Source organism: Lacticaseibacillus suilingensis, from assembly GCF_016861845.1.
Lineage (GTDB): Bacteria > Bacillota > Bacilli > Lactobacillales > Lactobacillaceae > Lacticaseibacillus > Lacticaseibacillus suilingensis.
Genome location: NZ_BOLV01000002.1, coordinates 39,926 through 52,490, shown reverse-complemented (window position 1 = coordinate 52,490; position 12,565 = coordinate 39,926). Strand labels below are relative to the sequence as shown.

General features: G+C 52.4%; 15 protein-coding genes. 14 read left to right on the top strand and 1 reads right to left on the bottom strand.

The window, feature by feature from the left end; all coding sequences use genetic code 11:
• Positions 1–15 precede the first annotated feature (15 nt).
• Positions 16–1,017, top strand: a complete 1,002-nt coding sequence (ftsY, locus tag JUF11_RS01630; RefSeq protein ID WP_204118034.1) for a signal recognition particle-docking protein FtsY — start codon at positions 16–18, stop codon at positions 1,015–1,017.
• A 46-nt stretch (positions 1,018–1,063) separates the two neighbouring features.
• On the opposite strand, the gene JUF11_RS01625 is transcribed toward ftsY, so the two are convergent.
• Positions 1,064–1,381 carry a hypothetical protein gene (locus JUF11_RS01625; RefSeq protein WP_204118033.1) on the bottom strand — a complete coding sequence of 106 codons (318 nt, stop codon included), beginning with the start codon at positions 1,379–1,381 and terminating at the stop codon, positions 1,064–1,066.
• 539 nt (positions 1,382–1,920) lie between these two features.
• Here JUF11_RS01625 and JUF11_RS01620 point away from each other — a divergent pair.
• From JUF11_RS01620 to alsS, 13 genes are all read left to right on the top strand, one after another.
• Positions 1,921–2,262: a putative DNA-binding protein gene (locus tag JUF11_RS01620; protein ID WP_125579606.1), complete on the top strand. Its 342-nt coding sequence runs from the start codon at positions 1,921–1,923 to the stop codon at positions 2,260–2,262.
• Positions 2,263–2,271: 9 nt separating this feature from the next.
• The gene (gene ffh / locus JUF11_RS01615; protein ID WP_204118032.1) at positions 2,272–3,708 is read left to right on the top strand and encodes a signal recognition particle protein; all 1,437 of its coding nucleotides are present in this window, start codon (positions 2,272–2,274) and stop codon (positions 3,706–3,708) included.
• 113 nt (positions 3,709–3,821) lie between these two features.
• Positions 3,822–4,097 (top strand): 30S ribosomal protein S16, encoded by a 276-nt coding sequence (rpsP, locus tag JUF11_RS01610; protein WP_125579608.1) that lies wholly within the window; start codon positions 3,822–3,824, stop codon positions 4,095–4,097.
• A 10-nt stretch (positions 4,098–4,107) separates the two neighbouring features.
• Complete coding sequence (locus tag JUF11_RS01605) at positions 4,108–4,362, top strand: KH domain-containing protein (protein ID WP_204118031.1); 255 nt, start codon at positions 4,108–4,110, stop codon at positions 4,360–4,362.
• Between the two features lie 61 nt (positions 4,363–4,423).
• Positions 4,424–4,942, top strand: coding sequence for a ribosome maturation factor RimM (rimM, locus tag JUF11_RS01600; protein ID WP_204118030.1), 519 nt, complete (start codon positions 4,424–4,426; stop codon positions 4,940–4,942).
• A complete protein-coding gene (trmD, locus tag JUF11_RS01595; protein ID WP_204118167.1) occupies positions 4,932–5,693 on the top strand; it encodes a tRNA (guanosine(37)-N1)-methyltransferase TrmD in 762 nt (253 codons plus the stop codon). Before rimM ends, trmD begins: the two co-directional genes overlap by 11 nt.
• Positions 5,694–5,865: 172 nt before the next feature.
• Positions 5,866–6,213 (top strand): 50S ribosomal protein L19, encoded by a 348-nt coding sequence (rplS, locus tag JUF11_RS01590; protein WP_125579611.1) that lies wholly within the window; start codon positions 5,866–5,868, stop codon positions 6,211–6,213.
• A 58-nt stretch (positions 6,214–6,271) separates the two neighbouring features.
• Positions 6,272–6,442, top strand: a complete 171-nt coding sequence (locus tag JUF11_RS01585; RefSeq protein WP_204118029.1) for a hypothetical protein — start codon at positions 6,272–6,274, stop codon at positions 6,440–6,442.
• Positions 6,443–6,454: 12 nt separating this feature from the next.
• Entirely contained in the window at positions 6,455–6,700 is a 246-nt protein-coding gene (locus JUF11_RS01580) for a DUF896 domain-containing protein (RefSeq protein WP_125579612.1), read from the top strand.
• Positions 6,701–6,776: 76 nt separating this feature from the next.
• Complete coding sequence (locus JUF11_RS01575; RefSeq protein ID WP_125579613.1) at positions 6,777–7,001, top strand: YneF family protein; 225 nt, start codon at positions 6,777–6,779, stop codon at positions 6,999–7,001.
• A gap of 157 nt (positions 7,002–7,158) precedes the next feature.
• Positions 7,159–8,925: an ABC transporter ATP-binding protein gene (locus tag JUF11_RS01570; RefSeq protein WP_204118028.1), complete on the top strand. Its 1,767-nt coding sequence runs from the start codon at positions 7,159–7,161 to the stop codon at positions 8,923–8,925.
• A 43-nt stretch (positions 8,926–8,968) separates the two neighbouring features.
• On the top strand, positions 8,969–10,708 hold the full coding sequence (locus JUF11_RS01565) for an ABC transporter ATP-binding protein (RefSeq protein WP_236000380.1): 1,740 nt from the start codon (positions 8,969–8,971) through the stop codon (positions 10,706–10,708).
• Positions 10,709–10,888: 180 nt separating this feature from the next.
• Positions 10,889–12,556 carry an acetolactate synthase AlsS gene (gene alsS / locus JUF11_RS01560; RefSeq protein ID WP_204118027.1) on the top strand — a complete coding sequence of 556 codons (1,668 nt, stop codon included), beginning with the start codon at positions 10,889–10,891 and terminating at the stop codon, positions 12,554–12,556.
• Positions 12,557–12,565 lie beyond the last annotated feature (9 nt).

The window sequence follows — 12,565 nt, the reverse complement described above, 5'->3', positions numbered from 1 at the left end:
CTAAAGGAGAAGAAAATGGGATTATTCGATTCAATCAAGAAAGCCTTTGGCGGCGGCCAGCCCGAAGCGGCTGAAACCGAGAAATATGATGAAGGCCTCAAAAAAAGCCGCAGCACCTTTGGCGAGCGGCTCAATGCCTTGTTTGCGAATTTTCGGAGCGTGGATGACGACTTTTTCGACGACTTAGAGGAAATGCTGATTGGGGCGGATGTTGGCTTTGAAACCGCCGTGAAGCTCACCGATGAGCTGCGCGACGAGGTCAAGTTGCAAAATGCCAAGCAAGCAGATGAAGTTTCGCAAGTGATCGTTCAAAAGCTGGTTGATATCTATGGTGAAGCGGGCGAAGGCGAGGACAACACTTTGCATTTCGCCGAAAGCGGCCCAACCGTGTTCCTATTCGTCGGGGTCAACGGTGCCGGCAAAACGACCACGATTGGCAAGCTGGCTCATCAGCTCAAAGAATCTGGCAAAACCGTGTTGTTAGCCGCAGGGGATACCTTCCGGGCCGGCGCCATTGAACAACTCCAAGAATGGGGCCGGCGCGATGACGTGCCGGTGGTGGCGACCCAAGCCGGCGGCGATCCCGCCGCGGTGGTGTTCGATGCAGTCAAGCGCGCCAAGGAGGAAAACTTTGACGTGCTGCTGGTGGATACCGCTGGCCGGCTGCAGAACAAAGTCAACCTGATGAAAGAGCTCGACAAAATCAAGCGCGTGATTATTCGCGAGTTGCCTGAAGCGCCGCAAGAAGTGCTGCTGGTGCTTGACGCGACCACCGGCCAGAACGCTTTGAGTCAAGCCAAGGAATTCAATCAAACCACCAAAATTTCCGGTATCGTGTTAACCAAGCTTGATGGCTCCGGCAAAGGCGGCATCGTGTTGGCGATTCGCAATGAGTTGCACGTACCGGTGAAGCTCGTTGGTCTGGGCGAAAAAATGGATGACCTGCAACCCTTTGCCCCAGATAAATTCGTTTACGGCCTGTTTAAAGGGCTCATCAAAGAAACACCCGAATCGTGAGCACGAAAAAAGCTCTGCCGAAGTGGCGGAGCTTTTTGATTGCCGGCTAAGCAGCAGCTGGCGCTTTCTTTTCGCGGCCTAAGATGAGCTGCAACACGATCAGCACCACATAGAAAATCAAGATGTAGCCAAGCCAAGGGCCAATCTTAACGGAGCTATCGAACCAGTACTTTTGCCAAGAGACATTGCTCATGACCCACAGGAAGATTGCTCCCAACAAGGCGCCAAGCGCGTTCAAGATGGCGAAGAACCAGAGATTGCCATTTTCATGATTGTGCAGATAAATGCCAGAAAAAACAAGATTCCAGAGACCCCAGCCGCAGAACGCCGCGACGATGCCCCAGTATAAAATAGTTGCAACCATAGTGTTCCCTCCAATTCATTACTCTCCTAGTTTAACACGAATGTAAGCGGAACACTTACTCTTTTGTGAGCAGACGAGCAGAGTTTTTGTCTGTTCACCTGGTTTAAGGATCAAGGAAGGTTGGTCCATCTCAAAACTTGACCTTTTTGGTATTTGTACAATCTAAGAGTCATCCTTTTCGCGAATGCTGTAAGACACAGGTTCCGGATTAGTAATCGCTGACAGGGACGGGATAACGATAGCCGATAGAGGCAAAGAAATACGATTATCATTTTTCTAGGGGCGGTCAGCTGGAGCAGAAATGGGCTCAGTGGTGAAATTGTTCTTAGCCAGTGGTCTTCTGGCTTAGAACAAGCCGCGACTTCAAGACTCGCAGCGCGAGGCTCGAAGCGCTGGCCACCACGTTCCAGCCCATTTCTGCGGAAGCTGACCGCCCCGGCAGTGCCCGCAATTTCTTGAGTCTGTAGTTGTGCTCCGGTTGTTGACGCCACGGGCATTGGTCGGTATGCTTAAGCAAGGCGAAAAATGAGGGAAAATAGATGGAAATTGAAAAAAACAATCGTATGAACTCTCTGTTCGAGTTTTATGGGGCGTTGCTGACGGATAAGCAACACAGCTACCTAGAATTGTATTACGGCGATGACTATTCACTCGGCGAAATTGCCACGGAATTTGATGTCTCCCGGCAGGCGGTGTACGACAACATCCGCCGCACTGAAAGTAGCTTAGAAGAATACGAAAGCAAACTGCATCTGCTGGCTAATTACCAAGCGCAAAATCAAGCAGTCGATCAATTGGTGCGCTACGTTCGGGCCCATTATCCTGCAGATGAACAGCTCAGTGAGTTGGCCGTCCGCGTGGCGGATCAGGCCGCACAATAGGAGGCAACCATGGCATTTGAAGGTTTATCAGAACGACTACAAAAAGCATTTTCGGGCCTGCGCCGCAAAGGCAAAGTCACAGAGGCCGACGTCCGCGACACCATGCGGGAAATCCGCTTGGCGCTGCTCGAAGCCGACGTTAACTTTGGCGTGGTTAAGGACTTTGTTAAAACGGTCCGCGAGCAGGCTCTTGGCGCCGAGGTGCTGGATAGCTTAACCCCAGCCCAACAGATCATCAAAATCGTTAATGACGAATTAACCAAAACGATGGGTGAGGCGGCAGTGCCGCTGAACAAATCCGCGAAGATTCCAACTGTTATCATGATGGCTGGGCTTCAAGGGGCTGGTAAAACCACCACGGTCGGCAAACTTTCCAAGTACTTGATGGAAAATGACAACGCCCGGCCTTTGCTGATTGCTGCCGACGTTTACCGGCCAGCAGCGATCGACCAGTTGAAAGTCATCGGCGAGCAGCTGCAGGTCCCAGTGTTTGATATGGGCACTGACACCGACCCCGTGGAAATTGTCCGCCAAGGGTTGGCCCAAGCGGCGCTGCAAAAGAATGACTATGTCTTGATCGATACCGCCGGCCGGCTTCAGATCGATGAACAGCTCATGACCGAGCTCGCGAACATCAAGGCCTTGGCCCACCCAGACGAAATTCTGCTGGTGGTCGATAGTATGACCGGGCAGGCGGCAACTGATGTGGCGAAAGGCTTTAACGAACGCCTCGACATCACCGGCGTCGTCCTGACCAAGCTCGATGGTGATACCCGTGGTGGGGCGGCGCTATCAATTCGCCAAGTCACCGGCAAGCCGATTAAGTTCATTGGGCAAGGCGAAAAGATGGATGCCCTGGATGTCTTCTATCCGGATCGCATGGCGAACCGGATTTTGGGCATGGGTGACATGCTGACCCTGATCGACAAGGCCCAAAAGAACTACGACGAAAAGCAGGCGCAAGAAGTCGCCGAGAAAATCAAGGAAAACACCTTTGATTTCAACGATTTCCTTAATCAAATGGATCAGGTCCAAAACATGGGCTCCATGGATGAAATCATGAAAATGATTCCTGGCCTCGCCAACAATCCGGCAATGAAGAATTTCCATGTGGACCCCAAAGATATGGCGCACCAGCGCGCAATTTTGTATTCCATGACGCCTGCGGAACGGGAAGACCCAGATTTGCTCAACCCAAGTCGCCGCCGCCGCATCGCGGCTGGTTCCGGCGTGCCGATCATGAAAGTCAACCAGATGATCAAGCAGTTCAACCAGGCCAAGAAGATGATGAATCAGATGTATAAAGGCAACTTCTCTGGCATGGAAGGCTTGATGGGCAATGGTATCTCCGGCCGTTTAGGCAAAATGGCGATGAACAACATGGTCCGCAAACAAAAGAAGAACAAGAAAAAACGGCTTAAAGCAGCCAAACATTTCAAGTCTTAAGGCATCAAAGCCCGGTCATACCCGGATTTTGGGTTGTAAAGAAAAAACTCTTTACACACCGAGTATCTTTTGGTATGATTTTGAAGTTGAGAAATTTACAGGAGGTGGACTTAATGGCAGTAAAAATTCGTTTGAAGCGGATGGGTTCGAAGCGCAAGCCTTTCTACCGCGTTGTAATCGCTGATTCACGCTCTCCGCGTGATGGCCGGTTTATCGAAGCAGTCGGCTACTACAACCCGCTTACCGATCCAGTTGATTTGAAGCTGGATGACGACGAGATCCTTGCATGGCTCCAAAAAGGCGCACAACCTTCCGACACTGTTCGGACGTTGCTCTCCAGCCATGGTATTCTTCAGAAGTACCACGAATCTCGTTTCACAAACAAGTAGGAGTTAAACGGTGGATATTGCAGCGCTCATCAAAGCAATCGTGACGCCATTAGTCACACACCCCGACGCCATTGTGATTACGCCGCATGAAACGGAAGATTACATGGCTTTTGACCTGACGGTGGCCCCGGACGATGTCGGCCGGATCATTGGTAAACAGGGTCGGGTCGCTCAAGCGATTCGCACTATCGTTTATGCCGTCAAGTCACCGTATTCCAAGCGAGTGCGGTTAAATATTCTGGATGCTTCGCATTCAGAGCAGTAAAAAGACCGGCAGCCGCCGGTCTTTTTTCACATCATCAAGTCACATCATCAGGGAGGTAGTTATGACAGAGCGCTATTTGGTTGGCAAAATCGTCAATACGCATGGCATTCGCGGGGAGGTCAAGGTGGTACCGGTGACCGATTTTCCTGAGCAGCGATTCGCAAAAGGTAGCAAGCTGGTGATTGAGGCGAAACCACCGCTCCCAGTGACGGTGGTCAACGCTCGGCCACAAAAGCAGATGTATCTGCTCACCTTTGCCGGCTTCGATGACATCAATGCCATCGAGAAGTACAAAGGCTGCGAGCTGACCGTTGATGAAGCGGACCAGGCAGAACTGGCCCCAGGCGAATACTACTATCATGACCTCGTGGGCCTGACTGTGATTGACCAAGCGGGCCAAACCTTAGGGCAAGTCAGCGAAATTCTGAGCCCTGGGGCCAATGATGTGTGGGTCATTCCCCGGTCGGGTAAAAGTGATATTCTGTTACCATTTCTCAAAAGCGTGGTGCTGGACATCGACTTGGCGCAAAAAGTGGCGCATGTCGAGGTGCCGGAAGGGTTGATTGATGATGCGGATTGATGTCTTAAGCCTGTTTCCAGGCATGTTTGCCCCTTTGACCGAAAGCATCATGGGTAAGGCGCTGGAAAAAGGCTTACTCGACTTTGCCGTGACTGACTTTCGCCAGTATTCCCATGACAAGCACAATCACGTTGACGATACCCCTTATGGCGGCGGCGCCGGGATGCTGCTGAAACCAGAGCCGATATTTGAGGCGATGGATGACCTCACCGCCCAACACCCAGGGCCCAAGCGCGTGATTTTGCTGGATCCAGCTGGCAAACGCTTTGACCAAACTGAAGCTAAACAGCTGGCGCAGGCGGACCATTTGGTGTTCATTTGTGGCCACTATGAAGGCTATGATGAACGGATTCGCAGCTTGGTCACCGACGAGTACTCACTGGGTGATTTCGTGGTGACCGGTGGTGAAATGCCAGCCATGATCATGATTGATGCGATTGCTCGGTTATTGCCCGGTGTATTGGGCAATGCCGAAAGTGCCCCAACCGACAGTTTTGAAAACGGCTTGCTCGAGTATCCTGAATACACCCGGCCCCCAGAATACCGGGGAATGGCGGTGCCTGAGGTGCTGCAAAATGGTAATCACCAGTTGATTGCCCAGTGGCGGCTCAAGGAATCGCTGCGCCGGACATGGCAGCGCCGGCCAGATCTGCTTGATGGGTTGGCCTTAGATCAAAACGCTCAGAAGCTCTTGGCCGAAGTGAAACGTGAGGCACGCACCATTGACGCTGGCGAGCCGGAGACAGATTAGGCAATCCATCCGGCTAAGAGCGGCCACCTTGCGTAGCCTTTAGATGCCTGTCAACAAATTCTCTTTACACCGCTGGCAACCTATGCTAAAATTTTTGACTGTGAGCAATCACATAACAACGATATTCCGCTGGGCGGGACGCTTATGAATGTCGGAAGAAGGAGAAACATCGATGAATCCATTGATTGAAGAAATTACCAAAGCGCAATTGCGCACAGATATCCCAGACTTCCGGCCTGGTGATACGGTTCGGGTTTACGCCAAGATCGTTGAAGGCGAACGCGAACGTATCCAGCTGTTCGAAGGGGTTGTCATCAAGCGCCGCGGCGTTGGCATTTCCGCTACTTACACGGTACGGAAGATGTCCAATGGCGTTGGGGTTGAACGGACCTTCCCACTTCACACGCCTCGCGTTGAGAAGATCGAAGTTGTTCGTCACGGCCAAGTTCGTCGGGCCAAGCTTTACTACCTGCGTGCACTGCGCGGGAAGGCTGCTCGGATCAAAGAGAAGCGCCGTTAATTCGGAAAAGGCCGCGCTTGCGGTCTTTTTTTATGCATTGCGAAAGGAGGCGCTTAGGATGGATGATGTCGTCACGATTGTGTATTATGCTCAAGGTACCGCACTGCGGCTGATCAAGGCTTTTCGTTCGGCTAAGCGCGCTCAAGAGTATCTGCAGATGATGCAGGCGGCCCCGTTTCCTGGTGAAGTGCCAGCCGGGTACCACCTGCGCACGATTCATTTGAATTAGAGGTGAATAGTCATGGCTCAACAACCACAAGCACGGCTCGATCGCATCAATGAACTGGCGCATAAGGCCAAAGCAGAGGGTTTAACCGCTGCTGAGGAGGCCGAGCGCAAAGAATTGCGCGCGGCTTATATCAAAGACTTTCGGGCCGGTTTTGCCCAACAGCTCGAAACCACGCAGTTTTTTGACAAGCAAGGCCACGAAGTCACGCCGAAAAAGATTCGTGACTTACAAAAGAAACACGGATTACGGCAAGATTAGGCTTTCAAACTGCAGGCTCGTTTTGTACAATGAAAGAGTTGAATTACGTGCATCGACACGACGAGGGGAGGAATAAATGATGATGTTTGTATTCGGATTGATCGTCGGCTTGCTGGCCGGCGGCGCCGCTGGCTTCTTCGGCGCGCGTGCTTATATGAAAAAATACTTCCGCGATAATCCTCCTGTAAATGAGGAAATGCTTCAAACCATGATGATGTCAATGGGGCAAAAGCCATCCCAGAAAAAGCTTAACCAGATGATGGCCCAAATGAAGCAAGCTCAGAAACGCTCAGGCAAGTAGTCTGACGATGATGATCTAGGAAGCGGTTCGGTCTCCTTAATGACTGGGCCGTTTTGTTTTGTCATCAAATGGTGAATTATCACGCGATTATTATTGAACTCTTAGGCGTTCATCATTGACGCCTTAGCGGTTCTAATTATGAGGAGGGTTGCGAGGCATGGGGATTTTCAAAAAATTAGGCTGGTACTTTAAGGCAGAGCGCAAACGCTACCTGTTTGGCATTCTGTTTCTGGTACTGGTCGCCCTAGTCAATTTGATTCCACCCAAGGTTATCGGGAGCTTGATTGACTTGATGGACGGCCATGCACTGACGGTCGAAAAACTATGGCTGATGCTCGGCCTGCTGATTGCCGCCGGGGTTGGCCAGTATCTGTTCCGCTACGGCTGGCGGACCGCGATTTGGGGTGGCGCGGCCCAGCTTGAAAAAACACTGCGGTCGCGGCTGTTTTGGCATTTTATGAAAATGGATGCCACCTTTTATCAGCGCCACCGGACTGGCGATTTGATGGCGCATGCCACCAATGACCTGAATGCGATTCAAAACGTGGCCGGCGCTGGGATTTTGACCTTATTTGATTCACTCATCACCGGTACGACCACAATCATTGCCATGATCATGTTTGTCGACTGGCGACTGACGATTCTGGCCATTTTGCCCATGCCGCTTTTGGCGGTGATGGCCCGGCGGCTGGGGATGCGCTTGCACCGCGAATTTGCCCATTCGCAAGCGGCGTTTTCCCGGTTGAATGATAAGACGCAAGAATCGATTTCCGGGATTAAGGTGATCAAGACCTTTGGCCAGGAAAAAGAAGACACCGAAGACTTTGACCGGATTGTGGACCGCACCATCGGCATCAATAAGCGGGTCAACTTCATTGATTCGCTGTTTGATCCCACCACCAGTTTAATTATGGGGATTACCTATGTGGTCACCATTATTTATGGCGGCCATTTGGTGGTCACCAGTCAAATCACGATTGGTCAGCTGGTATCCTTCGTGTCGTATGTCAGTTCGCTGGTCTGGCCGATGTTTGCCATTGGCCGCCTGTTCAACGTGCTGGAACGCGGGAACGCGTCCTATGACCGGGTCCAGTCCCTTTTGAACGAGCAAAGCGCCATCATTGAGGCGCCTGACGCCATTCAAACGCCGGCACAAGGTGATATTCGCTTCAAGGTCAACAAGTTCAGCTACCCGGATGACGACCACGCCACCTTGGTGAATGTGCATTTCACCTTACCAGAAGGGGAAACCCTAGGCATTGTGGGCCGGGTTGGCGCTGGGAAGAGCACGATTTTCAAGCTCCTGCTGCGCGAATTTGACAATTACGATGGCGAAATCGATTTCGGCGGCCACAACATTAAGGCTTACACCTTGGATGCGCTACTGGATTCAATTGGCTATGTGCCGCAGGATAACTTCCTGTTCTCCACCAGTGTGGCGGATAATATTCGCTTTAGCTCCTTTGACAAGGTGCAAGGCGAAGTGGAAGACGCCGCGCGGGAAAGCGCCGTGCATAACGATATCCTCGACTTTACCGAAGGCTACGGCACGTTGGTCGGTGAACGCGGCGTCAGCTTGTCTGGTGGCCAGAAGCAGCGCTTGGCGATTGCCCGCGCCGTCATTACCACCCCTGAGCTGCTGATCTTAGATGATTCGCTATCGGCAGTTGATGCCAAAACAGAATCAGAAATTCTGGCCAACTTGAAACATGAGCGCCAGAACAAAACCACCATTATCGCGGCGCAACGTTTGAGTTCCGTCATGCATGCCAACCAAATCATTGTGCTGCAAGACGGCCATGTGATTGAACGCGGCACGCATGAACAGCTGCTGGCCAGCGATGGCTGGTACGCCGAAATGTGGGCCAAGCAAGAGCTGCAAAGTCAGATTGAGAACAAGATTGAAGGTGAAACCATTGGCTAAATATGAAAGTGCTTGGTCCAAGAGCATTCCGTTCAAGCAACAAATGCGCATTTTTGTCCGGCTGATGGGATACACCAAACTCTACTGGCGCCAATTCCTGGGCGCACTGCTAGCGGCAGGGCTGCTGGCTGGGACGAACGTGGCCTTGCCCTACATTTTGCAAGAATTCATGGATCGCTATTTGCAAAACAAATCCGCCACGGTCCAGATTTTGCTGGGTTTTGCGGCTTTGTATGCGTTTGGCGTCGTCTTGAAGGCGGTGTTCCAGTTTATTCAGAACTTTGCCTTCTTGATGGGGGCTGAGCGCGGGCTGGAAGATGTGCGGCGCGAGTTGTTCCGTAAACTGCACACCCTGGGAATGCGGTATTTTGATCAGACGCCAGCCGGCTCGATTGTCAGCCGGGTTACTAATGATACGATGACTTTGGGTGATTTTTGGAACGTCCTGTTGTCCGTGATCGTCGGCTTGTTCTCGGTCGTCTCGAGTTTTGTCATGATGTGGAACTTGAATCACCGCATTGCCTTGTATGTGCTGGCCTTCATGCCGCTGCTCTTGTTCGCGATTTGGTACTACAGCCAGTACAGTTCCAAAGTGTATCGGCATATGCGTGAAAAGCTCAGTGAATTGAACACCAAGCTGAATGAGTCCATTGAAGGCATCGGCATCATTCAACAATTCCGCCAAGAAAAGCGCATCACCAAGGAGTTTGAAGCGACCAACGAAGATTATCTGGCCACGCGCAAAGCGATGATCAGAACCAATTCGCTGTTGCTGTCGCCAATCATCAACCTGCTTTACAGCCTCGGTTTAGTCGTGGTGCTGTGGGCGTTTGGGGTGATGTCGCTGGATAACTTCGTGGCGGCTGGGGTGGTTTATGCTTTCACCCAGTACGTGGCGAACTTCTTCAATCCCATGACGAACATGATGGATTCGCTGTCCTTCTTCCAAGATGGGATTGTCGCCGGTAGTCGAATTTTCCGCATTCTGGATGATCAGGAATACGCGCCGGCGCAAAATCCTGGCGCCGATGCCACCATCACCAAAGGCAAAATCGAATTCCGTCATGTGTCGTTTGCCTATGACGGTAAGCACGATATTCTGCATGACATCAGCTTCATCGCTAATCCCGGCGAAACGGTCGCGCTGGTCGGGCACACCGGGTCCGGTAAAAGCTCGATCATCAATGTCATGATGCGATTCTATGAGTTCGGCACCGGGGAGATTTTAATTGATGACCGCGATATTCGCGATTACCCAATGCCAGAGCTGCGGCAAAAATTGGGGCTGGTGCTCCAAGACTCCTTCATGTTCTATGGTGACATTTCCTCGAACATTCGCTTGTTCAATCAGGATATCACCGACGAACAGGTGCAAGCGGCAGCGAAATTTGTGCAGGCAGATCAATTCATTGAGAAGTTGCCGCATCAGTACCATGCCCGGGTGATTGAAGGCGGCAGTCAATTCTCCAGCGGTGAGCGCCAGTTGCTGTCCTTTGCCCGGACCATTGTCACTAACCCGAAGATTCTGGTGTTGGATGAAGCGACGGCGAATATTGATACCGAAACCGAAACCATGATTCAAGAGGGTCTGCGCCGGTTGCGCAAAGGCCGGACGTCGATTGCGATTGCCCACCGGCTGTCGACCATTAAAGATGCTAATTTGATTCTGGTGCTGGATGCCGGGCGCATTATTGAGCGCGGTACCCATGAAGAACTGTTGGCCAAAAAAGGCCGGTACTTCGATATGTATGAACTGCAAAATGGTGATACGGCCATTGAATAAGGGAAAACGTCTTGCTGGTGATAACAGCAGGACGTTTTTTTAGCCTAAATATAATACAGATTATCGGTTGGAATAGTACAGTAAAAACCCCAAGCAAAAAACAATTTGAACTTATCCCTTTCATTTATGAAACAGAAGGCGTATGATTTGAAACATACGAATTCAAGAGGAGACTTAAACATGACAGAAAAGCGGTATGGTGCAGATTTAATTGTTGAGAGCCTGATCAATCACCAGGTTCCGTTTGTCTTTGGCATTCCAGGGGCGAAAATCGACCGCGTCTTTGAAAAGCTGGAGCATCCGACCGATTCACGGACCCCGCAGTTAGTTGTGACCCGCCATGAACAAAACGCCGCCTTCATGGCCGCCGGGGTTGGCCGCATCACCGGCCAACCAGGGGTCGTGCTGACCACCTCTGGGCCTGGGGCCGCTAACTTGGCCACTGGCCTGGTGACAGCGACGGCAGAAGGCGATCCTGTCCTGGCCATTGCCGGGCAGGTGCAGCGCAAGGACTTACTGCGTTCGGCCCACCAAAGCATGCGCAACGCTGAAATGTTTGCCCCGATTACCAAGTACGCGGCCGAAGTACAGGATCCTGATAACATTTCAGAACTGATGGCGAACGCCTGGCGGGCAGCCGGCTCTGGCAAGCAAGGCGCCAGCTTTGTGTCGGTGCCACAAGACGTGACCGATGCTCCAACCACCGCCCAATCGCTGGCCGCGGTGAAGGCGCCGAAGCTCGGACCAGCGGCACCTGGCGATATGACCGACCTGGCCCGCCGCATTAAAGAAGCGGCTTTGCCCGTGCTTTTGTTAGGCATGCGGGCGTCGTCGGCTGATGTGACCGCGGCAGTGCGCGATTTACTTCAAACCGCGGACCTGCCGGTGGTCGAAACCTTCCAAGGCGCCGGCATTGTGCCCCGGGCGCAGGAAAGCAACTTCTTTGGGCGGGTCGGCTTGTTCCGCAATCAGCCAGGGGATCAGTTGCTGCAAAAGAGTGATCTGGTCATCGCCATCGGTTATGATCCGGTCGAATACGAACCGCGTAACTGGAACGCCGATGGCAAGGCGGCGATTGTGGTGATTGATGCCCAACCAAGCGAATTGGATCAAAGCTTCCAGCCGCAGGAAGAGCTAATCGGCGACATTTCCGAAACCCTGAGTATTTTGACGCCACTGGTGCGCGGTTATCAGGTCGCACCGGCCGCCAAAAACTACCTGGCTGACTTGCAAGCACAACTACAGGCCCGCGATGTCGCCCCCGCAGCGGCCCACAACCGGGTGCATCCGCTGAGCATTGTGGCGGCCTTGCAGGCCCGGGTGACCGACAAAATGACCGTGGCCGTCGATGTCGGCAGTCACTACATTTGGATGGCACGCCACTTCCGCAGCTATGAACCCCGGCGGCTCCTGTTCTCTAATGGGATGCAGACGCTAGGCGTGGCTTTGCCCTGGGCGATTGCGGCTACGCTGGTGCGACCTGGTGAAAAAGCGGTGTCAGTTTCTGGTGACGGCGGCTTCCTGTTTTCGGCGGCCGAACTGGAAACGGCAGTGCGCCTGAAAGCTAATCTCGTCCACATTATCTGGAACGATGGTTACTATGACATGGTCAAGTTTCAGGAAGAAATGAAGTATGGCCGCTCAGCCGGCGTCGACTTTGGCCCGGTCGACTTTGTGAAATATGCCGAAAGCTTCGGCGCCAAAGGCCTACGAGTGACCGCTCCCAGTCAGCTGGATGCCGTGTTAGATGAAGCGTTCAACACGCCTGGACCGGTCGTCGTGGATATTCCAGTGGACTACAGCGACAACCCGAAGCTTGGCGCGGCGATGTTGGATGACCAATTCTAGGAGGCACAA

Excerpts from the sequence above, each read along its gene's own strand:
- ftsY (WP_204118034.1), top strand. The coding sequence starts at position 16 with ATGGGATTATTCGATTCAATCAAGAAAGCCTTTGGCGGCGGCCAGCCC.
- JUF11_RS01625 (WP_204118033.1), bottom strand. The coding sequence starts at position 1,381 with ATGGTTGCAACTATTTTATACTGGGGCATCGTCGCGGCGTTCTGCGGC.
- JUF11_RS01620 (WP_125579606.1), top strand. The coding sequence starts at position 1,921 with ATGGAAATTGAAAAAAACAATCGTATGAACTCTCTGTTCGAGTTTTAT.
- ffh (WP_204118032.1), top strand. The coding sequence starts at position 2,272 with ATGGCATTTGAAGGTTTATCAGAACGACTACAAAAAGCATTTTCGGGC.
- rpsP (WP_125579608.1), top strand. The coding sequence starts at position 3,822 with ATGGCAGTAAAAATTCGTTTGAAGCGGATGGGTTCGAAGCGCAAGCCT.
- rimM (WP_204118030.1), top strand. The coding sequence starts at position 4,424 with ATGACAGAGCGCTATTTGGTTGGCAAAATCGTCAATACGCATGGCATT.
- trmD (WP_204118167.1), top strand. The coding sequence starts at position 4,932 with ATGCGGATTGATGTCTTAAGCCTGTTTCCAGGCATGTTTGCCCCTTTG.
- rplS (WP_125579611.1), top strand. The coding sequence starts at position 5,866 with ATGAATCCATTGATTGAAGAAATTACCAAAGCGCAATTGCGCACAGAT.
- JUF11_RS01585 (WP_204118029.1), top strand. The coding sequence starts at position 6,272 with ATGGATGATGTCGTCACGATTGTGTATTATGCTCAAGGTACCGCACTG.
- JUF11_RS01580 (WP_125579612.1), top strand. The coding sequence starts at position 6,455 with ATGGCTCAACAACCACAAGCACGGCTCGATCGCATCAATGAACTGGCG.
- JUF11_RS01575 (WP_125579613.1), top strand. The coding sequence starts at position 6,777 with ATGATGATGTTTGTATTCGGATTGATCGTCGGCTTGCTGGCCGGCGGC.
- JUF11_RS01570 (WP_204118028.1), top strand. The coding sequence starts at position 7,159 with ATGGGGATTTTCAAAAAATTAGGCTGGTACTTTAAGGCAGAGCGCAAA.
- JUF11_RS01565 (WP_236000380.1), top strand. The coding sequence starts at position 8,969 with ATGCGCATTTTTGTCCGGCTGATGGGATACACCAAACTCTACTGGCGC.
- alsS (WP_204118027.1), top strand. The coding sequence starts at position 10,889 with ATGACAGAAAAGCGGTATGGTGCAGATTTAATTGTTGAGAGCCTGATC.